Source organism: Flavobacterium sp. OHVDL-2026-0007 (assembly GCF_059882335.1).
In genome coordinates, this window is record NZ_CM187612.1 from 2,152,802 (window position 1) to 2,176,863 (window position 24,062).

General features: G+C 35.5%; 24 protein-coding genes. 10 read left to right on the forward strand and 14 right to left on the reverse strand.

The annotated features are described in order from the left end of the window. Nucleotides 1-91 precede the first annotated feature (91 nt). From AC51AA_RS08365 to AC51AA_RS08375, 3 genes are read right to left on the reverse strand one after another with little or no spacing between them, the layout of a single operon-like run. Nucleotides 92-316 carry a hypothetical protein gene (locus tag AC51AA_RS08365; RefSeq protein ID WP_500705511.1) on the reverse strand — a complete coding sequence of 75 codons (225 nt, stop codon included), beginning with the start codon at nt 314-316 and terminating at the stop codon, nt 92-94. A 1-nt stretch (nt 317) separates the two neighbouring features. Further along, on the reverse strand, nt 318-536 hold the full coding sequence (locus AC51AA_RS08370) for a hypothetical protein (protein ID WP_500705512.1): 219 nt from the start codon (nt 534-536) through the stop codon (nt 318-320). 27 nt (nt 537-563) lie between these two features. Then, on the reverse strand, nt 564-806 hold the full coding sequence (locus AC51AA_RS08375) for a DUF7303 family protein (RefSeq protein ID WP_500705513.1): 243 nt from the start codon (nt 804-806) through the stop codon (nt 564-566). Nucleotides 807-1,192: 386 nt separating this feature from the next. On the opposite strand from AC51AA_RS08375, the gene AC51AA_RS08380 reads away from it, so the two are divergent. From AC51AA_RS08380 to AC51AA_RS08400, 5 genes are all read left to right on the forward strand, one after another. Next, a complete protein-coding gene (locus AC51AA_RS08380; protein ID WP_500705514.1) occupies nt 1,193-1,900 on the forward strand; it encodes a hypothetical protein in 708 nt (235 codons plus the stop codon). A gap of 86 nt (nt 1,901-1,986) precedes the next feature. Then, nucleotides 1,987-2,220 carry a hypothetical protein gene (locus AC51AA_RS08385; protein WP_500705515.1) on the forward strand — a complete coding sequence of 78 codons (234 nt, stop codon included), beginning with the start codon at nt 1,987-1,989 and terminating at the stop codon, nt 2,218-2,220. 40 nt (nt 2,221-2,260) lie between these two features. After that, nucleotides 2,261-2,686: a hypothetical protein gene (locus AC51AA_RS08390; RefSeq protein WP_500705516.1), complete on the forward strand. Its 426-nt coding sequence runs from the start codon at nt 2,261-2,263 to the stop codon at nt 2,684-2,686. 41 nt (nt 2,687-2,727) lie between these two features. Next, nucleotides 2,728-2,982 (forward strand): helix-turn-helix domain-containing protein, encoded by a 255-nt coding sequence (locus AC51AA_RS08395; protein ID WP_500705517.1) that lies wholly within the window; start codon nt 2,728-2,730, stop codon nt 2,980-2,982. Nucleotides 2,983-3,026: 44 nt separating this feature from the next. Next, nucleotides 3,027-4,004 (forward strand): KilA-N domain-containing protein, encoded by a 978-nt coding sequence (locus AC51AA_RS08400; RefSeq protein WP_500705518.1) that lies wholly within the window; start codon nt 3,027-3,029, stop codon nt 4,002-4,004. Nucleotides 4,005-4,306: 302 nt separating this feature from the next. Here the strand turns inward: AC51AA_RS08400 and AC51AA_RS08405 are convergent, their stop codons facing one another. Continuing rightward, nucleotides 4,307-4,540 (reverse strand): putative signal transducing protein, encoded by a 234-nt coding sequence (locus AC51AA_RS08405; RefSeq protein WP_500705519.1) that lies wholly within the window; start codon nt 4,538-4,540, stop codon nt 4,307-4,309. 197 nt (nt 4,541-4,737) lie between these two features. On the opposite strand from AC51AA_RS08405, the gene AC51AA_RS08410 reads away from it, so the two are divergent. From AC51AA_RS08410 to AC51AA_RS08420, 3 genes are all read left to right on the forward strand, one after another. Then, nucleotides 4,738-5,958: a DUF6600 domain-containing protein gene (locus AC51AA_RS08410; protein WP_500705520.1), complete on the forward strand. Its 1,221-nt coding sequence runs from the start codon at nt 4,738-4,740 to the stop codon at nt 5,956-5,958. A 1,328-nt stretch (nt 5,959-7,286) separates the two neighbouring features. After that, on the forward strand, nt 7,287-10,106 hold the full coding sequence (locus AC51AA_RS08415) for a heparin lyase I family protein (RefSeq protein ID WP_500705521.1): 2,820 nt from the start codon (nt 7,287-7,289) through the stop codon (nt 10,104-10,106). A gap of 299 nt (nt 10,107-10,405) precedes the next feature. Beyond that, a complete protein-coding gene (locus AC51AA_RS08420; RefSeq protein ID WP_500705522.1) occupies nt 10,406-11,239 on the forward strand; it encodes a heparin lyase I family protein in 834 nt (277 codons plus the stop codon). Nucleotides 11,240-11,435: 196 nt separating this feature from the next. Here the strand turns inward: AC51AA_RS08420 and AC51AA_RS08425 are convergent, their stop codons facing one another. Next, entirely contained in the window at nt 11,436-11,636 is a 201-nt protein-coding gene (locus AC51AA_RS08425) for a dodecin family protein (protein WP_500705523.1), read from the reverse strand. A gap of 143 nt (nt 11,637-11,779) precedes the next feature. Next, entirely contained in the window at nt 11,780-12,547 is a 768-nt protein-coding gene (locus AC51AA_RS08430; protein WP_500705524.1) for a helix-turn-helix transcriptional regulator, read from the reverse strand. A 161-nt stretch (nt 12,548-12,708) separates the two neighbouring features. Here AC51AA_RS08430 and AC51AA_RS08435 point away from each other — a divergent pair, with 161 nt between their 5' ends. After that, nucleotides 12,709-13,359 (forward strand): DUF1349 domain-containing protein, encoded by a 651-nt coding sequence (locus AC51AA_RS08435; RefSeq protein WP_500705525.1) that lies wholly within the window; start codon nt 12,709-12,711, stop codon nt 13,357-13,359. A 76-nt stretch (nt 13,360-13,435) separates the two neighbouring features. Here AC51AA_RS08435 and AC51AA_RS08440 read toward each other — a convergent pair whose 3' ends face one another. The 4 genes from AC51AA_RS08440 to AC51AA_RS08455 form a co-directional block, all read right to left on the reverse strand. Then, nucleotides 13,436-13,855, reverse strand: coding sequence for a hypothetical protein (locus AC51AA_RS08440; protein ID WP_500705526.1), 420 nt, complete (start codon nt 13,853-13,855; stop codon nt 13,436-13,438). 2 nt (nt 13,856-13,857) lie between these two features. Beyond that, nucleotides 13,858-14,280 (reverse strand): helix-turn-helix domain-containing protein, encoded by a 423-nt coding sequence (locus AC51AA_RS08445; protein ID WP_500705527.1) that lies wholly within the window; start codon nt 14,278-14,280, stop codon nt 13,858-13,860. Further along, nucleotides 14,270-14,770 carry a hypothetical protein gene (locus AC51AA_RS08450; RefSeq protein ID WP_500705528.1) on the reverse strand — a complete coding sequence of 167 codons (501 nt, stop codon included), beginning with the start codon at nt 14,768-14,770 and terminating at the stop codon, nt 14,270-14,272. Before AC51AA_RS08450 ends, AC51AA_RS08445 begins: the two co-directional genes overlap by 11 nt. A gap of 177 nt (nt 14,771-14,947) precedes the next feature. After that, nucleotides 14,948-16,123: an MFS transporter gene (locus AC51AA_RS08455; protein WP_500705529.1), complete on the reverse strand. Its 1,176-nt coding sequence runs from the start codon at nt 16,121-16,123 to the stop codon at nt 14,948-14,950. Between the two features lie 135 nt (nt 16,124-16,258). Here AC51AA_RS08455 and AC51AA_RS08460 point away from each other — a divergent pair, with 135 nt between their 5' ends. Then, nucleotides 16,259-16,765, forward strand: coding sequence for a GNAT family N-acetyltransferase (locus tag AC51AA_RS08460; RefSeq protein WP_500705530.1), 507 nt, complete (start codon nt 16,259-16,261; stop codon nt 16,763-16,765). Between the two features lie 149 nt (nt 16,766-16,914). On the opposite strand, the gene galA is transcribed toward AC51AA_RS08460, so the two are convergent. From galA to AC51AA_RS08480, 4 genes are all read right to left on the reverse strand, one after another. Further along, nucleotides 16,915-19,362 (reverse strand): beta-galactosidase GalA, encoded by a 2,448-nt coding sequence (gene galA, locus AC51AA_RS08465; RefSeq protein WP_500705531.1) that lies wholly within the window; start codon nt 19,360-19,362, stop codon nt 16,915-16,917. Between the two features lie 247 nt (nt 19,363-19,609). Beyond that, complete coding sequence (locus tag AC51AA_RS08470; protein ID WP_500705532.1) at nt 19,610-21,388, reverse strand: GDSL-type esterase/lipase family protein; 1,779 nt, start codon at nt 21,386-21,388, stop codon at nt 19,610-19,612. Nucleotides 21,389-21,410: 22 nt separating this feature from the next. Further along, nucleotides 21,411-22,331, reverse strand: a complete 921-nt coding sequence (locus AC51AA_RS08475; protein WP_500705533.1) for an alpha/beta hydrolase — start codon at nt 22,329-22,331, stop codon at nt 21,411-21,413. A gap of 124 nt (nt 22,332-22,455) precedes the next feature. Further along, a complete protein-coding gene (locus tag AC51AA_RS08480; protein WP_500705534.1) occupies nt 22,456-23,997 on the reverse strand; it encodes a sulfatase in 1,542 nt (513 codons plus the stop codon). Nucleotides 23,998-24,062: the final 65 nt, after the last annotated feature.

The following is a 24,062-nucleotide window of genomic DNA, read 5'->3' on the forward strand; positions in this document are numbered from 1 at the left end:
CTTTTTAAAAATCCAATTTATCAGATTGATAACTGCTAGTAGAATGATTAGAGATAGAAAAAATAGAATTGTAGATTCTATTGAAATGATCTTACTCATCTGTTAATTCTTCTTTAGGTTTTCCTGTATGTTTTGAAATGATATCCAAAACAAATGGTAAACTAAATTTTGTAGATTTTCGAACAGCAGATCCGTAGACAGAATCTCTTTCAATATTTAGAGCATCGGCTATTTTAGCACGTAATGGAATATCATTCCTGATGATCATATAAATCTCATCTTTAAGCTTTCTCTTTTTTGTGATTGTTGTTGCCATTTTATAAACAAATTATATTTATTGATTTCATGTGATTAACAAATTCTCTCTTAGACATAGAATCTAGATTGATATTAAATATTGGTGTTTTAGGATCTATCCTTTTACCATTTAAAGTGCAATTTTGGGCATGATTATGATAGTAATGAAACACTTGTGGTTGTGCGCTTGATTGTCCAATTCCGAAAATCAAAGCAATCAGGTTAAAAATATTTTTCATTTGATTTTAGATTTTAATTATTAATAATTATTTTATTCTCCAAATTCTAACCTCATCACCAAATGAAGCTGTTGTGAATTTTTTATCTGGATGCACTTGACAATATTTCCATATGGCCATGTATATGTTTTGCTTCTGATTAAAGATTTTTTTCTCTTCATCCATTTTTACAAAAAAGCTATCTCCAATACTCATTTCATTAAATGGGTAAATCCGTCCTCTTATCTTTTTGGGAAGAGGTATGTTTTTTTCAATTTTAAATTTTGGCATACTTCTTAATTTTTATTTAGGACCGTTGCCAGTAGTGAACTGGTTGTCAAATTCTGATCTCTCTCCTTTGCAACGGTTTGTTTTTTTTAGCTGTAAGCATTTAAAAACAGTATCATATTTCGCATAAAGCAATACTAACATAGCCCCCCTTTTTCAGAAGTATTTTTGGCAGATAGCTCAATCTCAAATTAATGTCGCCTGATGCTTTGCGTATTTATAGACTTATCTCTAAAAACTAATATTCGATATTTCAAAGAACTTTTTTAGTACATTTGCATTAGTCATTTGTACAGTGCAAACATACGAACAAATGTTCGTTTATTGAAAACTAAAACGAACAAATTTTCTATAAATGTTCGTATTTATAATAATTCTAAATAATATACATGGACTTTTATAGTAGTATCTTAAGCCTTAAGAAAGAAAAAAAGCTTACAAACTCTGACATAGGCGCTATAATAGGCATGTCTAGTGATGCTTTTAGAATGGCTCTGAAAAGAGAAAGCTTATCCGAACTTGAAAAAAGTGAAATAGAAAAATATTTCGCTTCACAACCGAACAAGTTTAAAAAAATTGATGTTGAATTATCAAATACGGATGATGAGATTGAAATTTTTATAAATAAGAATGGAATAAAATTTTACGAATACCCAGACGGATCAACCAAAATAGAAGTGATAAAAATACCATTTGATGCCTACGCCTCATACTTAGAAGCGTATAATGATGAAGAAAAATTACATACAGAGTTTAGTACAGCAACATTTACAGTAGACAAGGTAGCAAAAGGTAATTATCTTGCTTTTAATATAAAAAACAATAGCATGAATGGAGGAGGAATAAATGATACTCCTAGTGGTGCAGAAGTTTTAGCACGTGAAATAGGTCGTCATTTATGGCCTGATGGTTTCCATAAAAACAAATATGGATTTATATTAATGACAAAAAATGCGATATACCATAAAGATATAGGAGAATATAATACTGAGACTGGTATGCTTACTTTACTTTCTAGAAATAAAAATGATGATCCATTTGAAATTCATGTCAATGATATTTACAGAATATTCAATGTAATAAAAAGAACTTTTTAAAAATTAAATTGAAATTACGGATATCCGTAAAACATATCAAGTAATTATAATTACGTTCGATCATTATAAATTTAAAAACATCTAAAATGAAATATGTAGGATTCATTATATGCATTGCAGGAGCGTCTTTACTAGGATATGCTTTTACAATGGACACGACTTTGCCTGTTAATTATATAAGTAATGATTATAACTTACCTAACAGAGTTAATAATATAGGATTGGTAGCAGATAAACAAAATTATATGATTTTTGGTGCTGTCCTTTTTGCTCTAGGTTTGTTTACTATAAGTGTCTATGATAAAAAAGACTCAAAATAAATGATTCAACTAACTAACAAGTAAACCTAGTTTAAATTACATGAAAAAAATTACATTATTACTTATCCTAATTGCAATATTTGGATGTTCGTCAGAAAATAATCTAGATGATTCTAAAAAAAACATACCAGAAAAGTTCGATATAAAAATCGAAATTAAAAGTATAAGTGGATCTAGCCCAAAAGCCTCGATTTTTGTGAATTCACTTGGCGTTAAACAATGGACAAACTTAAATTTTCCTTTTGAAGGAACTTACACTTATTTCACAAAAGGTGATGAAATAAGCAATACAGCCTGTAAATGCATTACAATCTCAGCTTGGGCGTATTTAAGTAATATAGACAAAATTGAATCATTCAACCTATATATTAATGGAAAATTGGCAAGCAGTACAAGCGCTACCGCTCCACCTGAATCAAACGGAATCATGAATCCCACAATTATAGAATTCGTCTATAATCCTTAAAATATTTAGAGTAATAATAAACTCGCTTAAGCTTGTAATTAATGAATGTCACTGATAGAAGAATTCTAAGATTAATTGATGTTCTGATCTTTCAGAATAAAATTAATCGTGAAGTAGATTTTTGTCGAGAAATTGGAATCTTGCATCAAACAGTTTCTAAGATCAAAAAAGGATCTTCTCATTTTACAGTGACACATATAGAAACAATTTGTAAAAAGTACAATGTAAATGCAAATTGGATTTTTGGTCTAGAAAACAAAGTATTCAATACTCCAGAAAGTATTGAAATAGTTTAAAAATAAACATATTTGAAATCGTTTAACTTATAAATAATTGATTAATGGCAAATAAACACTCAAGTCTGAAAATACAGGATTATAACATATCTATGTTTACAGAAGGAGATAAAGATTTTATCTGTTTAACAGATATGGTAAAGGCACAAGAAGGAGATTTTTTTATAAGCGATTGGCTAAGGAATGCTAATACACTAGATTACCTTGCGGCATGGGAGCAAATATATAACCCGAATTTTAATTATGGCGAATTCGCCATAATTAGAAGTGGCGCTGGTTCTAATAATTATAAAGTTAGCATTAAGGAACTTACCGAAAAAACAAACCTTATCTCTATTAGAGCAACCGCTGGACGATATGGTGGCACCTATGCGCATAAGGATATTGCTTTTCATTTTGGAATGTGGATTAATCCCGTGTTCCAGTTATATATTGTTAAGGAATATCAAAGGCTAAAAGAGGTAGAAAGTAATCAATATAATTTAGAATGGGACGTTAGACGATTAATGACGAAAGTTAACTATGTCTTACATACGGATGCTGTTCAAAAACATATTATACCAAATAGCAACCTACCTATTGGAAAACAAGGCATCGAATATGCCAATGAAGCTGATTTATTGAATTTAGCTCTATTCGGTTATACTGCAAAACAATGGAAAGAAGCAAATCCTCAACATGCTTTAAACGGTGCAAATATGCGTGATTTTTCAAGCATTACTGACTTATTAATTATGTCTAATCTTGAATCGTTAAGTTCTCAATTAATTAATCTAAATACCCCCAAGGCAACAAGATTTGATTTTTTAAAAAAAATGGCTTCAGATCAAAGAGAGCAATTCAATAAAGTAGATATGATAAAATCAATCAAAAAATCAAATCCGATGACATATATTGAAGCTGAAAACTTAACCCATGATGAAATAGAAACGGAGTCAAAAAAAGATATTTTAGAAGCAAACAAACAGAATTTACTTGAATTTAATAAAAGATTAAAAAAAGGATTGAACAATAAAAAGTAAAGGGCTTTTAAGCATTTCCAGCAGTGAACAAAAAGTGAACAAAACTCAATAATAACCCATTTTAATTTGTTTGTAAAGTCAATAAAATCAATGGTTTAAAATTCAAAATACGTCAGTTTCAGTTTTCGATTCCCGGCGACTCCACAAAAAAGCCCGTAAACTCAATGTTTACGGGCTTTTTGTTTTTTAGTTGCCCTTTTCGTTGCCCTTTACAAACTACTTATAACTTTCTATTTAGGGTACCACAGCTAAGCATGGCCACTGAAGTCATTTTTTTGTTTTTGAATTAGAAAAAGATTGGATTATGTTTCCAGAGTATATACTCCAGAATTAAAATCATCTATCACTTTTTTGGCAGTTTGATAATCGTCATCATTCACTTTTAGAATAGCCGGCGCGTTGCCACCTGCTGTAACTACCCACGGATCAATACTAGACAAATACTCATTTACAGTAAAAACAACAATATTATTATTCTCTATTAAATTTTTGACATTCATAGCCTCCATATACGAGCCTCTAAAAACTTCTACCATAATTGATTTTTGTTTAGTTAATTTCAATAGCGAATAACCTTGTTTCTTAATTTTATTTAAATTGTAAATACTGGAAATTATGAAAGCTATTTTAAAAATTATCTAACAGCATACACTTACAAAACACTTACCTTTAAGTAGTTACAATTTAATTACGTTATTAAACCAACAAGCAAGTTAATTAAACAATTACTATTATGAAAGCAAAGGCTAAAATTTTTATTCTGTTCCTTGCTATCAATTCTTTTATCCTGATGGCACCTCAAAGAGCAGCAGCACAGGTATCCATCAGCTTCCAGACTTTTTATGATGATTTAAGCCCCTATGGTGATTGGATTGATACACCCGAGTATGGATACGTATGGATTCCAGATGTATCCGATGCCTTTATTCCTTATAGAACGAACGGTTATTGGGTCTCCACTAATATCGGTTGGACTTGGGTTTCTAACTATCGATGGGGATGGGCCCCTTTTCATTATGGACGCTGGTATTATGATTCTTATTATGGTTGGATATGGGTTCCCGGTTATGACTGGGGTCCTGGATGGGTTACTTGGAGAAGAGCCGAAGGTTATTACGGATGGGCACCATTAGCCCCTGGTATTAGCATTACTATTGCCTTTAGCAGCGGATATCGTTTACCATACAATTATTGGACATACATACGAGACAGAGATTTTGGAAGATCGAATTCTTATAACTATTATGTTCCTTTATCAAATAATCGTACAATTGTTAACAAATCAACTGTAATCAATAATAGCTACAGAGACAATTCAACCAAGGCCAGATACTATTCAGGACCTGAAAGATCTGAAGTGCAAAGACAAACTGGTAGAACAATCTCCCCATTAACTCTAAGGGAAAGAAATACACCCGGTCACAATCTAAACAACAAAGAAATGCAGATCTACAGACCACGGGTAGAGAAACGTGGAGCAGCCGAAAGAAAACTAGCCCCTTCTAAAGTGATACCCATGAAAGAGGTCAAACCAACAGGCCAAAGACCTCCGTCAAGAAGAGAAAATCTTCCAGCAAAACAGCAAAAATCTCAACGACAAGATAACAATCAACCAATTAGACAACAACCTCAACAACAACGAGATAATCAGTCTACTAAACAGCAGCAACGAATGCAGCAGGAGGCTAAAGATCAACAGGCCAAACAACAGCAAGCCAGACAACAGCAAATGCAACGAGAGGCTAGAGATCAACAGGCCAGACAACAGCAAACGCAACGGGCAGCACAAGAGCAACAAGCAAGACAACAGCAAACGCAACGGGCAGCACAAGAGCAACAAGCAAGACAACAGCAAACACAACGTGCGGCTCAAGAGCAACAGGCGAGACAACAGCAAAGAAATGAACCACGAGCGAAACCGCAGCAAAATCAGAAACAGACACGACCTGATTAGTAAGCTAGGTACTATCCTAATTTATTCCTTCATCACTCAACTCGATCGCAGCCTGCTGTTCCAATACTGAAGAGAATTCCTGGAACAACTGGAAATAGATGTATCGGAGCATAAAATGAATACGTACTATAATGATGAAGTATAATTGGAAAATGAAGATGAAACAATAGTGATTCAATTCACTCAAAATCCATATCATGAAAAAATTAATTTATATAATCAGTTTAGTAGGAATCTTATCATTGACTAATTCCTGCTCATCAGGCTATGTATCAGTAGAACCTTCATACCAAGAATATAGACCTGCACGTCCCAGTAATACGCATATTTGGATAGAAGGAAACTGGTATTGGGACAATCGAACACGTACTTATCATCATAGGGATGGTAACTGGACTACGCCCCGTAATAACCATTATTATGAACCAGGCCACTGGATCCAAACTCGACGAGGCTATCGCTGGGTGGATGGTAGATGGCGATAATTATCCAGTAATGGAATGAACCTTTAAAATTTAATAATAACAATAGACTATTTAATTTTCGGTTAGTATTTAGGCAAAAAGCCACAATAAAAATTAATTTTATTGTGGCTTTTTACTTGGTGGGTATTGTTATTTTTTTTTCTGAAGTTGAAGAACAATCTATCATAATAATAAGATAATAGCCTTCTAACAAAATTGACTACCAAAAACGATGACTTTTTATTAAGATAAAATCTTTTTATTTTTTTTTAAAATTGCTTAGGTTGTTATTAGACCTGTTGGTAAAAATGTTAGTTCATATAAAACCTACAGACGAATCCTATTTTTATTTAAAAAGTAGAAATAGGTAATTTAAATTCCAATTACCTGTTTTATTACCTACTCTCTTACTTCGCCTCATCGATTGGTTCACATTCTTAAAATGAGACATCTACACAAATTCGAAAGTTTTATAATGAAATTCGAAAGCCAACTTACAAACTCATGGCTAACTTAGCCATATTAAAGTACTAAAAACTAACTAATTACAATTGCAAAAGTTAAACCTATGAAAAAAAATTGAGCTTATTTTTAGTCATTTCTATCCATACTTTTAGTTCGTTTGACAAATCCCACCCTATCGTTGCGACTATTCGTTAATTGGATTTTCGTTGATAACAATCGCTTTAGGTCTATCAAAAGTAAGTACCGTCCATTATTTTACTTTCCTACACTTATAAACAACACTTGAATTCACCCTAGCCTTTAATATATAGTATAACAAGAACCACCTTAGAGCAAATGATTACAATCCAAAATAAAATAAAAACGTGAAAAAAAATTACTAACCAATTACCTTAACCAATGATGATTTTTAAAACAAAATTTCTGCCATTTCTAGCAACTCTAACCACGTTGCTTTGCGGTGCACAAACGGTGACCAACACCCTTCTGAATGTTGACTACGAAAGCGGCACCCTTAACTCGGGTATCCCAGGAATAAGCTCCTCCCACGCTACCGCACCCGATGCCAATTACATGGTACAGCCAGGCGCTACAGGAAATTGGGCCATTGCTCATAAAATGGTGTATGGCGATAACGGTTATTACTCCGATGCCGCATTTCGAAGCGAATCTGATGCCATAGCCTTGTCCGCTGGCCGTTATTTCCCAGGAGATGAACGTCGTTACGAATTTAGCGTAATGCTCAAAGACTGGACGCCATGGGTTTCCGGATCAACCTATGAAACAAATATTTTCCAGCTAAAAGTATCCGGTAATTCAACCACGGACTCTGGAGTTCCCCTACAGTTCCGTACGGCAAGAAATGCACTGCGATTAAGATATGTAGGCTCTACTTCTATTACAGACATTATACCTGATCTGCGTCCTTATGTAAACCAATGGCTCCATTTTAGGGTAGATGTGCTATGGGCGGATGGTCCCACCGGATATATAAGAACCTCTATGAAACTGCCCGGACAAAGTAATTACACTGTCGTAGATGAAAAAACCAATTATACTACTTTTGCAGGTGATATCAGTATCGGCAACATAGGATATATCAAATGGGGAGGTTACGCGCTGCAAGAGGGGCTTACACGTATTACCTACCATGACGATATCCGAATATTTGAACTAAACAATAAAAGCGTTGCGCAAGAGATTTGGAATAATCCCATTACTGGTAGCGCTGTTACTTTCGCAGCCCCACTAACGACAGGAAATACCACCGATCCTTATATAGTAAGCGATGTAAACACTGCTCCCAGCTTTTTTTATGCTAGTACTAGCAGTGGTCTTAATACTGCTGGTGCATTTAGTAACAGAGTTGCAGTAAACGGCTGGACAATTAAAACTTCTACGACCGCTCCTCCAACACCCTTTAATCCTAATCAATACTTTGAATTTAAAGTCCAACCAAAAGCTGGTTATAAAATAAATTTCTCCAGCTTTAATTTTACTGCAAGAAGAGGAAATGTAGCAGACCTTGGCATGTATGTTATGCGATCCAGTTTAGATGGTTTCACCAATGATATTACAACACCACAAACCTTTTCGGCTGCAGCTAACCTACCTACTGCTCTTGCTGTTGATTTATCTACTTTACCGGATACTCAAGAACCCATTACGTTTCGACTTTATTGGTATGGTACTAACCGAACTGGTGGTGTCCCAATAGTTGGTATTGATGATTTCAAATTTACTGGTAATATTTATAAAAGCATTCAGCTCTTGCAACTGCAGACAAAAAATGACATATCAAAAAACACAAACACGGACGCTTGTACATACACCGCACAGGGGAATGAGTTTGATGTAACTGCTACCGGTAACTGCGGTAACATTACTTACAGTTATGTGTTAACTGGTGCCACAACAGGCAACGGTAACAACAGTTTAGCAAACGTTGTATTCAACAAAGGTATCACAACGGTAAACTGGACGGCCACTGATAATTGTGGCAGTAAAAATATTTCGTTTACCACAACAGTAGCTGATACAATAAAACCAACGATTATCAGTCCCACAGCTATTACACTAAACAATGATACTGGTCAATGTGGCTCAACCACAACACTCCCTAACCCAGTTGTATCGGACAACTGTGGCATTGCCACTATAATTAGCGATGCTCCAACAATCTTTCCTGTAGGAGTTACAACAGTAACCTGGACCGTTAAGGATGTAAACGACAATACCAATACAGCAACACAAACAGTTACAGTCACGGATGCAGAAGCTCCAGTAATAAGTTCCACTGCTACTATTTCTCTTTGTAATGAAGCAAGCGGTAACTATACTATTCCCGTTGCAACGGCCACTGATAATTGTAATGTAAGCTCGGTAACCTACCAAGTTACGGGCGCCACCGCAAGAAACGGAAACGGACTCGATGCCAGTGGCAACTTCAATACAGGAACATCAACTATAATATGGACCGCTACCGACAATGCAGGAAATAGTAGTACGACCACTACTTCGGTTATTATTAACGGTATAATCTCTGCAAGCATAGCCGATGTTTTTGCCGTAAGTCCTGGAGGTAAAGCCAATACTCTTTATTTGGGTTATGGACCTTCTTCTTCTTTAACCTTGACTGCTATACCTGCAAATGGTATATTACCGTATACTTACTCATGGAACAACGGTGCCACGACCGCAAGCATTATGGTAAATCCGTCAACTCCAGGAGTAGATAATTACACGGTAACTATTACAGATGCACTGGGTTGTTCCGTTACTGTAACAAAACAAATAACGGTAATCGATATTCTTTGTGCAGCCGGAAAAGTAAAAGTATGTCACAGCAGCGGTCCAAATCATGACAAAATCCTTTGTATCTCAACAAATGGCGTTGCGGCTCATCTGGCACATGGATGTTACTTAGGTGATTGTGTCAGCAGTACTGATGGTACTGAAATTGACAAAATAGAAACAAACGAATTCATTGTAAATGTTTCTTCCAATCCAACTAAAACAGAATTCAAAATAAATGTAACTGGTGATCCTCGAGAAACCGTTTCTGTCGGTGTGTTTGATCTTTCAGGCAGAAGAATAACGCTTGTCAAAGCAAATGCCGGCCAAACCATAACAACGGGCAGTGAACTAATTCCAGGAATCTACCTTGCAGAAATAACACAAGGAAATAATACGAAATCGGTTAAGTTAATAAAACAATAATTGCGTTATTGGCTACCTTAGGCCGCAAATAAAATTATAAGAAGCTGTTTTGATATCTAAATAGTAACTCAGACAGCTTCTTATTTACCTGACAAACCATAAAATTGAAAGTATTAAAAAAAGTTAATGATTCCTCCAAATAGAAAAACACAGTCCTAAAAACAAGATATTAGTAAATAATTACAAGACCCCAGATATTACCCTATTTTAGATTAGGCAAGAAAATTGTGCAATAGCTGTTAGAGCAGGACTAATCTAACTATCCTAAATAAAACAATTTCCAACCCAAATAATTCCCCATGAGAAAAACACACATTAATTTTCCAAAGTACGTCGCCGCTACCCTACTATTGCTGGCAACATCATGCAGCACAAAAGAAATTGAGCCAGTAAACCAGGAACAGTTGCCAAAAGGGGATACAATCTTGAATGTAAACTACGAAAACGGAATGCTCAACTCTGGTATCCCAGAGGTAACAGCCACGCATGCCACGGCGACTGATGCAGCTTATATGGTCAATCCAGCAGACAATGGCAGCACCTATGCCATTGCACATAAAATTGTTTATGGTGATCCTGCTTACTGGTCAGACGGTAGTGACAGAAGCGAGAGCGACGCTATAGCCGTACCAAATGCTAAGTATTATCCAGGAGATGAACGCCGATACGAATTTAGCGTACTGCTGAAAGACTGGACCCCATGGGTTTCTGGGCCCACCTTTGAAACCAATGTTTTTCAGCTAAAAGTATCGGGTAATTCAACCACGGGTTCCGGTGTCCCTCTACAGTTCCGCACAGCAAGAAATGCGATGCGATTACGATATGAAGGTTCATCATCTATAAAAGATATTATAGCAGATTTGCGACCATATGTAAACAAATGGATGGATTTTAGGGTAGATGTTTTATGGGCCGATGGACCAACTGGCTATATAAGAACTTATATGAAACTTCCAGGACAAAGCGATTATGTATTAGTTGATGAAAAAACAAATTATCGCACTTTTGCTGGCGATACAAGCATCGGAAACTTGGGATATATTAAATGGGGGGTCTATGCAACCCAGGAAGGCCTTACCCGTATCGCCTACCACGACAATATTAGGATTATCAAACTTCCGTTACATAAATAGTGACCTTATTTAGGTGTGGTGACTTATACAATTGTCTATACCATACTTGACAGAAACACTCTCAAAAAAAAATCCTGTAAATATATATTTACAGGATCTTTTTATTTTTGGATAACAGATTCGTTGATTGTTTTCTGCTCAGCATCTTCGTTAAATAAGGCTGTTTGATTACAATCATCTCGCTTTTTAACTTATTCTACTCCAGTTCAAATGTTATTTTTAGATTAACTCTAAACTCCGTGACTTTACCATCTGAGACGGTTACACTCTGTTCTTGAACGTACGCTGAACGAACGTTTTTTAAAGATTTGGACGCTTTGCTTACTGCTTTTTGAGTGGCATCTTCCCAACTAGTGGCTGAACTAGAAAGAACTTCGATTACTTTTAATACTTTCATAATTTATATTTTTTAGGAGAATAAATTTACAAAAAATATTTTACAACCAAGCTTACAAAAGCTTTTTTACATATCTAAAACATAGATTATCAATACCTTTACACTTTTAACCCAACAACATTGAATGCTTTTATATTAATCCCTTATAACAAATGCAACGCATTAGCCGTGCGAACAGCCTCAATAGAATTATTTACTTTTAATTTCTCCAGTATATTTTGTCTGTGGCGATTTACAGTATTAATACTTATGTTTAGTTGGGAAGCGATTTCCTTGCTGATTACACCTTCGCTAATTAGTAATAAGATTTCTTTTTCTCTCGAGGTCAACAAATTGATGCAATTCACATAAGTATCGACGTAATAACTTTCTCCTGTTTTGGTATTGACAATTTTACCATCAATACCACTTGGGGATCCCATTTTTTCAAAGGAGTAATTATACAGACAAACAGCAAGCCATAAACCACCTCCCGAACTACTCTTGAGATAAAAACTACGGTGTAGAATATATTGGTACTCCTTCTTACTATTTAGGGCTCGAATACTACACCTTGTCATATAATTCACTCTCTCCTCCGGCGCAATTTCTTTTAAGAAATTAAAAAACTCTAACTCCAAAAGGTGTCTTTGAAAAAGATCATCTGGATGAATGCGCTGATAAATATCATCTTCCCAAATAGAATCTATTGTAGTATAGCCTGAACTACTCATTTCAAAAAAACTTCCAAAATTGCCCGCAAAAATATAACTTCTATTATTTACCAGATCAGATAACACAGCAACCGCATTGTCTAATTTCACATAGGCTTGCATCATATGAATAACATCATCTAATACTTCCTTGCGTTTCTCAGGGCTATCTATAGATTCAAAAGAAAATTTGTCTTCTAAGCTCGAAATAGGATTCATATAGCAATTTCTTTTTTATTACAGAGTAAATGCTACTGCATAGATTACTTAATATAAAGTACTACGTCAGTTTTTCAAAAATGGTTATATATAACTATTGCAAAAAACACATCAAAACACCTACTTTGTCAAACATTAATAAAATTCAAATTTACGAAATCATGAAGAGAATTCAATTAGTTTTAATCCTTGTCTGTCTTATAGCTGCAAAGGGTAATGCTCAAAAATTAAACGCAATGAACTGGCTCAACGAACCAGCGGACTGGGAAATAAAAGATAACAAACTCACTATGCAAGTTACAGCTCAATCCGACTACTGGAATAAAAGTCATTACGGATTTACAGTAAATGACGGTCCTTTTCTTTATACCGAACGAAGCGGTGAATTTGAAGTTGTTGTAAAGATGAGTGGAGTTTATAAAACCAGATTTGATCAAGTCTGTCTTATGCTTCGAATAGATGAAAACAATTATGTTAAAACAGGTATCGAATACGTCGAAGGAGTATATAATATCAGCACAGTACACACTATTGACAAAAGCTCTTGGAGTGTAATGGGCTTAAAAGAAAAACCGAAAAATGTTTGGATGAAAGCAGTACGTCGACTAGATGCTGTAGAAATTTTTTATTCTCTAGATGGTGTCAATTATACGATGACCAATACAGTCTACTTTCCAGAATTCAAAACGGTACAAGTAGGTATGATGGCTGCAAGTCCTGATGGAAAAGGTTTCAGTGCTACATTTGAAGATTTCAAGATTACACATCTTCCAGATCAAAGACGTTTAGAATGGTTAAAAAAGAACCAATAGTCTAACCTGGTAATATAGCATTTTACTAAAAAAATCTCTAAAGGCAAATGCCAATAGAGATTTTTTTTATCTTAAATTATTTATTTATATAAAAAGATTTGGGATCAATCACAGGCAGAATCGCATTGTGCAAGTAGGTTCCTTTAAGTGTTGAAAACATAATACCTCTTAGCGTTGAAATAGCAATTGAATTCATCGTTATTAACATCTCAGAAGGCAACTTCACTTCTTTATCAATCGTATATTTTGCCAAATCTTCAATTTCTAACACCAAGTTTATCGAAAGATTTGCTAGAATAGATTTTTCATCTTCTACAAAAATAACAACAGTAGGTTTAATAACAATCACATTTTGATCGATATCAACTAAATGTTCAATGTTAATACTAAATTTATACACAACATCATTAGCCAATACATAATTTATTGCCACTAGGTTCGATTGACCTATTTCAATGTTCTTTATTCTAAAAGAAATATTTCCTGATATATCCATATTTATACTATTAATGAATAAGAATGGGCAACCTTTAACTTATTAAAATTTAGCAAACTAGTAAAATTAAAATTCTTTTTAAGTTCACTTGATGACTCTATATCAATGTGCACATCTTTTATCGCAACATTTTCTTCGATATCAGAATTGACAAGCTTAATTCCCAATTCTTTCTGTAATAACAACAATGTGTCTGTAGTAAAATTATGCGTACCACTTAACCATTTGCTTATTTCTGAATTATTTTTATTTATTTTTTTTGCAAATTCCGATTTCTTTAAACCTGTCGACTTAATTGCATCAGCAATTTTAATTGCTAATCTCATTTTACCCTCTGTTCTTTCTAGTTCTTCACTAGAAATAGTTGTTATAAGAGAGTCTAATAATGGACTATTATATGTTTTGGGCATATTTTTAGATTTCATAATTATCAAAATTAAAGGTTAAATCACCTTCAAAATCCATAAAGTTGGGTTTAGTAATATCTTTATCTTTTAATCTTTGAGTAATTTCTTTTGAAAGATCTCTTAAAAAATAATTTTCTGCTTCTAGTTTTTTATCTTCTTGTAGTGCTCTTATCGTCTTAGGCTTATAACCTCCTCCTCCTAATATAACAATATCATTACCATATCTAATACAATATAATCTTAGTTTGGAATTCGGATCATCATACAGTGCACAAACACCATCACCAGGAACACCTTCATTAGTTTTAAAAAACTGTTCCCTTGCTCCTGTTTTATTTCCAATGATAAGCAATCTTTGGATGATATCTTTTATTTCAACATTATACTCAGAAATATTTTCTTCAATAAAATTATCAAATAGAGTTTTACCTTTCTCTTCAATATACACAGAATATATGGATGACTCTGTTCCACTAAAGTTACCAAGTTTTACTAATGTACACTCCATAGCTCTATTGAAAATGCAAATATAATAAAAATTTCACTTATAAGTAAAATAAATAGGTAATTAACTTTTTTACTGAATATAATTACCTGAATTCTAAAGTCTAATAATTTGAGTAACTAATTTAGTAAGCCTAAAAATGACTTACTAACGATATAAACTTAATTGAAAAGAAAAAAACTATTTCGACTTACGAAGCTGCATCCAAACATAACCTAAGGCTAAGAAAACCATTCCAGCACTAGCATACATAAGCATAGGAATATTGGCAATCACATCTTGATACATCCATCCAGCAAAAAGTGCTCCTAGACCAATTCCTGCTTCAAGGGCAATATACATCGTAGCCATGGCTTTACCTCGATGTTCGGGAAAACTCATATCTACTGTCCAGGCATTTAAAGCGGGTGAGACAATTCCAGTGGCAATTCCATAAACAGCTGCTCCTACTAAAAGTCCGGCAATGGAAGTTGAAAATCCAACAATGACCAGCGATATAATCAAAAAGAAAAGTCCTATTGCAATTAAATGAACACGTCCGTATTTATCAGAGGCCTTTCCTGCACCAAAACGAATCATGACCGAAGTAATGGTAAACACCATGAAAAACAAACCTTTATTGGCTATTCCCAAATACTGACTCCAATCCGGAATCAAGGTCAAAATCACCCCATACGCCATATAAGAGAGTAGTGTTACCACAGCAGCCGGCAGTACTTCCAAAGCGATAATATCTTTTCTAGAAATCCTTAGAAGACGAAGGCTAAAAGGCTGTTTGTATTTTAATGTTTCTTTCATATTCATCAAAATAACAATGGACATAAGGGCAAAAACAGAAGAAGCATAAAAAAGCATATTCATTGAGGAATACAACTTAATTGTACTTCCAATAGCAGGTCCCAAAGCCATACCTATAGAGAAACAGAGACCGTGCAAGCCCAATGCTTCACCCCAACGTTCCCTTGGAATAATATCTGCTACGTAGGCCGCAGTCGCCGTAGGTTTGAATCCAGTAGAAAATCCATGAATTAGCCTCAAGAATAAAAATCCAGAAACCGTTCCTAAAACGGGATAAAGAATACCACAGACAAAACAAACAATAGAACCAACAGCCATCACAGGGACTCTTCCCATAGTATCGGTCAGTCTACCGCTGAAAGGTCTTGAAATTCCAGCTGTTAATGTAAAAAAAGCGATTATCAATCCTTTATACTCTGCCCCTCCCATATTGCTTAAATATTCTGGAAGTTCAGGTATCAGCATATTAAAGCTCGCAGAAAAGAGCAATGAACTTAAACAAACTAATCCAAATTGAAGATTATAGATGGGATGAACGGCTTTTATAGGGGTATTCATGAAAAAAAATTAAGAGTGCAAAGATAGGCAAAACAACAGTTTCGAACTAACGAGCTGGTTTAATTCGTAAAACTTTCTAAAGTTTAAGCTACAACTGTACAGCTTTTTATATTTTTGCTCTATACAAACTGCACGATGTCTACTCTTTACCATAGTCCAACCCTAATTATTCGTGAGTTCTTAGCTGACGAGCAATCCACTTTTTTAAATCTGTTTAAAGATGATCTAGTTACACAATTTTTACCTAAAGTTTCAGAAGAGCGGTATGTAGAGATGTTTGATGAACTACTTGAAAATTATCAAATAGGGAGGTTAAGTCGATGGGGGATATTCGATGCTGAAAACAATAATTTTATTGGGATGTGCGTGGCTCGTGTTTTTGTGCACAACAGCAACCAATTAGAAATAGGTTATGTTCTTAGCAGAGCTTACTGGGGTAAAGGCATAGCTACAGAAGTATCGAAGGCTTTAACTCATTATTGCTTTACCCATACCAATAAAAATGAAGTAGTAGCTATAACTACTCTCGACAATAGTGGATCACAAAATGTATTGCGAAAAGCTGGATTTGAACGATTACCGAATTTACTAAGACAGCAAGAGGAAATGGCTTACTTTAGGATCAATAGACCATTGGTCTAATGTACTATAGAACAATTGCTATGGTTTAGCAATCTAGGTGCACAACAAGGACTTTGCACTTACCAAAAAATGCTGTCTCACATTCCATAGTGAGACAACATTTCAGATCATCCAAACAGTGTAATGGGAATTTCAGTCCCCCTCTGTCCTTATTTTTTTAAAATTATAGTAGTAGTTTCACTTTTCAAATCTTTAGAAGCAGCTGTCAATACAAATTCTCCCTCTTTCTCTGGCGCTTGTATGATGATTTGACATTTTCCGTTAAACAACGAACGTTTCCAATTACCATCCAGACAATTATCCGCTTCATGGGAACTCGGATCTCCGTTACCTACACCCAAAATACGTCCCTCGCCAGCAAGAGTAAATTCAACCAAATTCATGGCATCAGGAACTTCTCTGCCTTTAGCGTCAAGAACAGTCACATTGACAACCGACACATCATTCCCGTCAGCCTGAATCGTTTTACGGTCTGGAGTCAAAACAATTTGATAGGCTTTACCTGTGGTTTCCACAGCCGTACGAATCGTCTTGCCACCTTTAAAACCAATAGCTTCTAATTTCCCTGCTTCATACACCACATCCCATTCTAAATGTCCGTTTCTTGGCATCGTCTTTTTACCCAAACTTTTACCGTTTAGCAATAGTTCTACTTCATCGGCATTACTATTACACCATACGTTTACTTTATCTCCTTTTTGATGACCATTCCAATGCGGATAGATCTTGATCACATCTTTATCAGTCCACCAACTTTGATAATAGTAGTAGGTATTTTTTGGAAAACCACAAACATCCATTATTCCAAAATGAGAATTAACATTAGGCCAAGTAAAGGGAGTCGGTTCACCACGATAGTCAAACCCAGTCCAAACAAAACCTCCCATTAGCCAAGGGCGCTCTACAGTAAATTTCCACCATTCTTCAGCCCGCTGTCCCCAAGCAGGTTTGTTCAAATCATAATCGGGCAAATAGCCTTTTATGGAATCTTTGGCATACATCCCTCTAGAGCTTACCATACTGGATACCTCACTAAAAATGATCGGTTGTGTGGGATGTTCTTTATGATAATCGTCTAATTCTTTAATGTGATAATTAAAACCTCTTACATCCATCTCTTGGTTAATACCCTGAAATTTAATCCCGTTATTTCCTCCGTATGTACTTAGTCTTGATGGATCCAGCTCTCTTTGACGTTGCACTAAAGTATGGGCCATACGTCTTCCCAAATCAGTATTTTGAACTCCGGTCTCTTCATTTCCAAGACTCCAAAGCATAATACTGGCATGGTTACGATCTCTTAAAATTAATTTTTCAAATTGTTCTAAATATTCTTTACCTGTACCAATTACTCGAATTTCATCTAAGACCATCATCCCTAATTTATCACAGGCTTCTAGAACAGATTTTGAGGGTGGGTTATGGCTACAACGGTAGGCGTTTACCCCCATTTCTTTGAGTAATTTTATGCGGTAGTACACTAAGGCATCTGGTACTGCGGTCCCAACACCTGCATGGTCCTGATGCACACACATCCCTTTGACTTTCATGGATTTTCCGTTGAGAGCAAAACCTTTTTCTGCATCATAAGTAAAAGTTCGAACACCAAACTGGGTTTGTGTACTATCTGTGGTGACACCATTCTTTTTTACAATAGAAACCAATCGGTATAAATGAGGAGCTTCCACATCCCATAATTCAGGTTTATTGATCGATAACTGCTGAACGGTTTGACCCACTTCATTATTTTTAACGGTAAGTTTATCGGTCACTGATTTGGTGACTTTCACTCCATTGGCATTGACCACATAAGACTCCACTGCGCAATCCACTGTGCTACCCTCTTGATTCTTTACAGAAGTTTGGGCTCGCACCACCGCTTTTGTTTTTTCAACTTTAGACGATACATAAACACCATACTCGGCAATATGCAAAGGATTAGATGTTTCTAAGAAAACATTCCTGTAAATACCCGCCCCTTCATAAAACCAACCTTCGTATTGAGTTGCATCCACGCGAACAACAATAACATTGTCTTTTGAGAATTCAATAAAATCTGTAATATCAAAAGAACTTTCACTATAACCACTAAAATTGCTACCGATGTAATTATTATTTACCCAGATCTTAAAATCTCTATAAACCCCTTCAAAACGAATGACAAATCGCTGCCCTTCTTTGCTCTTATCTACAGAGAAGTGTTTTCTATACCAACCAATACTATTATCTGGATAAAAACCACCAACGGGTCTATAACCGTGACTTTGAACATCAAAATGATCCTTATACTCAAAAGGCAATTCTACCGCCCAATCATGAGGAACGTTAACTGTGCGCCAATTATCATCCTTGAATCCTGGTACAATACAACCACCTCCACCTCCAGCAATGGTGAAATTACGAACGATCCCATAGTCAAAATCTTTAGCAGGATTGTTAGCGCTTCCTAAATGGAATTTCCAATTTTTATTTAATGAAATAGTCTCAGGTGAGATCATTTTTTTGTTCTGCTGCTGTGCGGAAATAGGATGCACAGTAAAGCAAATCATCAAAATACAAAGGGCTAACTGGTAACTTTTTTTAAGAAAAACAATCATGATTTAGTATATAGTTTTGGTTGGTTTATTGTTTAATTATTAAAATATTTAAACACTTAAAACAAACTTAATAAAAATTTTTAATAAACCTGTTTTATTTTCAACCTAATCCCTCGCTTTCTATCTGATCTTTTGATCAATACATCTCAACTATTGAGCCTGGGCAACCCAAAACCCTTTTTTTATACCCTAGGGGAGTCCTTAACAGACAAAAACAGTTTATTACTTTAGACGCCCTAGTTCCTAACTATTTATTGACAACGAAATAGACAATTCTACAAGCATTCCCTTTGCTTAATGCATTATGCTGATTTGACGTCCTAATGGTCATAGTATGCTTGCCTTCGGCTAAATTATCTTGCAAAACATAAACCCAAGGCAAATGAAGAGAAGCACTCCATTTGGTAAACAAGTCCGTTTTTATAAATGGCGCTCCATCAATACTGGTTTCAAGAATTCCTGCATCAGGTCCCGCAGCCACAAAAATTCCTGCAGCCGTTCCAGTAAAACTTAACTGCAATTCAGCAGCAGCTTCCTTTGCTTGCAATACAGGGACATTCTCAAAACCTTCGCGGCCACCCACATCTGAAGGCTTCCAATTTTCAATATACTCCCAGCCTTTAATTCGTTTTGCCTTTTTTATATTTACATATTCCCCTTTCGAATAGGAGAATGCATCTAATTTATTTTTAGGTATTTTATGTAATGTGATTTTTGAATTTATTGGTAGTTCTTTGTTCCAAACGGTATTGAAAAATGCAATCATAGCATTACCATAAATTGCCTGCCCAAAAGCTGAAGGATGCAGATCAATAAAATCTTTTTCCCATGAAAACTCTTTGTTATTTATTCTATCGGTTACTTCCTTGGCCAGGTTAATGGTGGATATTCCATAATGGTGCGCTACTTTTTCAAATTGTTGAATGACCTCTGGAGTCTTTCCTTCATTATACATCTTTATCTTACCGGGATCAACAAAGTGCATCATGACAATATCTATCTCTGGATTTAATTCTCTTGCATGTCGAATGATTCCTTCCATACCTCGGATCATTTCCACAGCGTTCATATTATTTCCATCGGGGCCATCATTAACCGCCGCCTCTTCAAAAAGCAAATCAATTTTCCCTTTAGACCCAACATCATTTATAAATCGAAATGCACCTGGAACACTTCCTGTTGAAGGAATTCCAGCTTTAATGAATTCGAATTTGGTTTCAGGAAACCTTTGTTTTAAATAGTTACAAATGCTGTCTCTCCATCCCCCATTGTACGTAATTGATCCGCCCAGAAAGGCAACCCTTCCCACTTTTTCGTTTTCGAATTTAATCCTTGAATTATTGAAATCGCTACGAAAACTAAAATAGGGTGCAGATGGTAATTTTGTAATTGTTTTAAAGACTGTTTCGGCAAGTAGCTTTGCCCCTGCTGCATCTGGGTGAACCTTATCAGGAACCAAATACTCTTTTCCAATAAAGGGTGTGTAAAGATCGATCAGTGGTAAATTTTCCTCTTTTGCTATCTTTTCGATTATCGGGATAATCTCTCCCGAAACGACACTAGCACTAATACTCGAATTATCGGTCAAAAATACCGGAACAGGCTTGCACAAATAAATCCTGGGATGCGATCCTAATTTTGAAAAAGAGGCAATAAAATCTTTATAATCTTTTTCAAATTCATTTTTGTACTTCCAATTCTGCGGCTTAGAATCATTTGTACCTAATTTGATGATCACAATATCGGGGGAATATTCTAGCGCATTTTGATAGGTTTGTTCTTTCCAATAAGGATGATCACCCTTGCGAAGCATGGTCCTTGCACTAATGCCAAAATTTTTAACTTCATAGTCGTCTCCAAGTATCTTTTGTAATTGAGCTGGATAAGAATTTACTTCTCGATTTTCAACTCCAGAGCCAAATGTAATGCTGTTTCCAATACAGGCGATTTTAATTTTTGATTGTGCGTGAAAAGTCACACTTAAACCAAACAAAAAGAGACTAATAAGTATCGCTTTATATTTCATTATTCCCTTTTTATTTTTAAAGTTAATTCAACAATTTATTGACCAACATCCAATTTTTCAACCTTTCGATCCATTGGTCTTTAGTAGTGGTATTATTCAAACCAAAACCATGTCCTCCTTGTTGGTAAAGATGCAATTCAGCAGGAACATTACTTTTTAATAATGCTTCATAATAAACGATACTGTTTGCTGGTTTTACAGCCTCGTCATCACTGCAATGCAATAAGAATGTTATGGGTGTCTTTTTCGTTACTAGCAGTTCGTTTGAATAAAACCGAACTACATCCGCCTTCGCATTTCTCCCTAAAAGTGCTTCGCGACTACCCATATGTCCAATGGCCGTTGAAAAACTAATCACGGGATAAATCAATATCGAAAAATCAGGTCGCAGCGAAATCTTATCTGGGTTATCAATGAACGCTTTATCAAAATGAGTAGAAGCCGAAGCGGCCAAATGACCTCCAGCCGAAAAGCCCATGATACCAACCTTGTTTGGATTAATGTTCCATTTCTTAGCGTTTTGTCTCACTAATTGTATCGCTCGTTGCGCATCCTGAAGAGCTCCAACAGTTTTATCAACCATAAGATCATCATCAGGCAAACGGTATTTTAATACAATAGCTGTAACACCCCATGTATTGAGTGCTTCCGCAACCGCTGTTCCTTCACTATTCCAGGCCAATATTCCATAGCCTCCACCAGGACAGATGATCACCGCCGAGCCGTTGTCTATCTTACTATCGGGTTTATAAATGGTTATGGTTGGTTCAGAAACTTTGCTGATGCGTATCACTCCGTCGGTTCCTGTATCCCTTATTTCTTTGGAAACAGCCAGTTTACTATTGGGTACCTTATCGTATAATTTCATAGTCGTTTGTGCCTGTAATCCAGCAGTTAAAAAGTTACATCCTATCCACAGTACTACTAGCTTTCTTAATTTCATAATAATCAGATTCAAACCTTAGATACAATTATTTAATTGATTTGTTTATTAACTAACCTCTATAGATGCTTAAAATCGAACGTCATAGATCGTTATAAGAACCACTCTTTGTCCTAAAAACTACTTACAAAAGAATGGCTTCATCTGGATACATAACCGACTTATTTGTTTTTTTGTCTATTGGCAACTGTGCTTTTTCTTTTCGTAAATAGCGGCCTAGCTGACTTGCCATTTTTTTGGCTATCCCAAAATGGGCCTTCAATAGATTGTTTTTCTCACCGATATCTTCTTTGGTATTGTACAGTTCGAAACTTTGACTTTCGTAAAAATAAATCAGTTTCCAATCTCCCTGTCGTACCACACTATACATCTTTAGATCCGCTTCCTCTGGTCCCCAAACATGAGGGTAATGCCAATATAAAAACTTGTTGTTTTTTATCGGCTGTTGTTTCAATAAAGGAACAATACTTTTCCCATCAATAGCTTGTACATGCTCGTACTTCTTAATACCACTCATGGATAATAGGGTAGGAAAAACATCCTCAATTATGATGTTATTACTATTTAAGGAATTTTCTTTTGTAACACCCGGCCACTTTACAACAAAAGGGATGCGAACCCCACCTTCATAAGCCGAGCCTTTACCACTACGCAAAGGAAAATTATGCGTATTAGATTCACCTCCACGGGCGTGGACACTGAGTCCACCATTATCCGAAAGAAAAACTATAATCGTATTTTTATCGATGTTTTTGGCTTGCAAATAATTCATTATATCCCCCAAACTTTTATCCATCCCCTCTATTAGGGAAGCATATTTTGCTTCAATAGGATCAAGACCTGCATCATAATACTTTTGCACAAACCGCTTGTCTGCCATTATAGGAATGTGGATAGCGTATTGTGCCATATAAAGAAAAAAAGGTTTTTTCGTTTCTTGTGCTTTATCCATGGCTTCTAAAGCTTCCAGGGTTAAGGCTTCGGTTAGAAAAATATCTTTTCCCCAATATTTGTCAAGTCCTGGAACAGCCCAAGGATTGTCTTTTCCAACTTTATTACCAAAATTTTCCAATCCAGAATAACTTCCCGGTGCACCCGCGGCATGTCCTGCTATATTTATATCGAATCCCAATTGCAACGGATCGGCAGCTGGAGTACCTTTAGCTCCAAAATGAGCCTTCCCAACTTGAATGGTGAAATAGCCACTTTTTTTCAATAAATACGGAAGAGTGGTTACCTTAATTGTATTTTCGATTCCAGCTATGGGAGAAAGTCCATTTACATTCCATTGTGGAGGACTTAAGATTGGAGATTGACCATCGTTACTTTTATTTTTCTCCAAAGTCCAATTGGTTACTTTGTGATGTATGGGATTCATACCCGAGAGTAAACTCACACGACTAGGAGAACAAATCGAAGCTGCATAAGCATTGGTGAATTTCATTCCTTCAGCAGCCAATCTTTCCAGATTAGGGGTATGATAGATGGAATTTAATTTTGTTTTTTCTTTATAGAAAGGAACTGAACAATCCTGCCAGCCCATATCGTCTACTAAAAAAACAATAATGTTTGGCCGAGAATTATCCGTAGCATTCTCTTGGGAGAAAATTGGTCCTTGGCTGGAGATAACAAAAAAAATAAATAACTTCTGAAATGTCTTTCTCATTGTTCAAAATTTAAGTAAATATCTAAAAACAAGGTTGATTAAGCAATAGTACACCTATACTCATT

Bases quoted from the DNA above. Each gene is read 5' to 3' on its own strand.
- AC51AA_RS08365 (WP_500705511.1), bottom strand. From the start codon at position 316: ATGGCAACAACAATCACAAAAAAGAGAAAGCTTAAAGATGAGATTTAT.
- AC51AA_RS08370 (WP_500705512.1), bottom strand. From the start codon at position 536: ATGAAAAATATTTTTAACCTGATTGCTTTGATTTTCGGAATTGGACAA.
- AC51AA_RS08375 (WP_500705513.1), bottom strand. From the start codon at position 806: ATGCCAAAATTTAAAATTGAAAAAAACATACCTCTTCCCAAAAAGATA.
- AC51AA_RS08380 (WP_500705514.1), top strand. From the start codon at position 1,193: ATGGACTTTTATAGTAGTATCTTAAGCCTTAAGAAAGAAAAAAAGCTT.
- AC51AA_RS08385 (WP_500705515.1), top strand. From the start codon at position 1,987: ATGAAATATGTAGGATTCATTATATGCATTGCAGGAGCGTCTTTACTA.
- AC51AA_RS08390 (WP_500705516.1), top strand. From the start codon at position 2,261: ATGAAAAAAATTACATTATTACTTATCCTAATTGCAATATTTGGATGT.
- AC51AA_RS08395 (WP_500705517.1), top strand. From the start codon at position 2,728: ATGAATGTCACTGATAGAAGAATTCTAAGATTAATTGATGTTCTGATC.
- AC51AA_RS08400 (WP_500705518.1), top strand. From the start codon at position 3,027: ATGGCAAATAAACACTCAAGTCTGAAAATACAGGATTATAACATATCT.
- AC51AA_RS08405 (WP_500705519.1), bottom strand. From the start codon at position 4,540: ATGGTAGAAGTTTTTAGAGGCTCGTATATGGAGGCTATGAATGTCAAA.
- AC51AA_RS08410 (WP_500705520.1), top strand. From the start codon at position 4,738: ATGAAAGCAAAGGCTAAAATTTTTATTCTGTTCCTTGCTATCAATTCT.
- AC51AA_RS08415 (WP_500705521.1), top strand. From the start codon at position 7,287: ATGATGATTTTTAAAACAAAATTTCTGCCATTTCTAGCAACTCTAACC.
- AC51AA_RS08420 (WP_500705522.1), top strand. From the start codon at position 10,406: ATGAGAAAAACACACATTAATTTTCCAAAGTACGTCGCCGCTACCCTA.
- AC51AA_RS08425 (WP_500705523.1), bottom strand. From the start codon at position 11,636: ATGAAAGTATTAAAAGTAATCGAAGTTCTTTCTAGTTCAGCCACTAGT.
- AC51AA_RS08430 (WP_500705524.1), bottom strand. From the start codon at position 12,547: ATGAATCCTATTTCGAGCTTAGAAGACAAATTTTCTTTTGAATCTATA.
- AC51AA_RS08435 (WP_500705525.1), top strand. From the start codon at position 12,709: ATGAAGAGAATTCAATTAGTTTTAATCCTTGTCTGTCTTATAGCTGCA.
- AC51AA_RS08440 (WP_500705526.1), bottom strand. From the start codon at position 13,855: ATGGATATATCAGGAAATATTTCTTTTAGAATAAAGAACATTGAAATA.
- AC51AA_RS08445 (WP_500705527.1), bottom strand. From the start codon at position 14,280: ATGAAATCTAAAAATATGCCCAAAACATATAATAGTCCATTATTAGAC.
- AC51AA_RS08450 (WP_500705528.1), bottom strand. From the start codon at position 14,770: ATGGAGTGTACATTAGTAAAACTTGGTAACTTTAGTGGAACAGAGTCA.
- AC51AA_RS08455 (WP_500705529.1), bottom strand. From the start codon at position 16,123: ATGAATACCCCTATAAAAGCCGTTCATCCCATCTATAATCTTCAATTT.
- AC51AA_RS08460 (WP_500705530.1), top strand. From the start codon at position 16,259: ATGTCTACTCTTTACCATAGTCCAACCCTAATTATTCGTGAGTTCTTA.
- galA (WP_500705531.1), bottom strand. From the start codon at position 19,362: ATGATTGTTTTTCTTAAAAAAAGTTACCAGTTAGCCCTTTGTATTTTG.
- AC51AA_RS08470 (WP_500705532.1), bottom strand. From the start codon at position 21,388: ATGAAATATAAAGCGATACTTATTAGTCTCTTTTTGTTTGGTTTAAGT.
- AC51AA_RS08475 (WP_500705533.1), bottom strand. From the start codon at position 22,331: ATGAAATTAAGAAAGCTAGTAGTACTGTGGATAGGATGTAACTTTTTA.
- AC51AA_RS08480 (WP_500705534.1), bottom strand. From the start codon at position 23,997: ATGAGAAAGACATTTCAGAAGTTATTTATTTTTTTTGTTATCTCCAGC.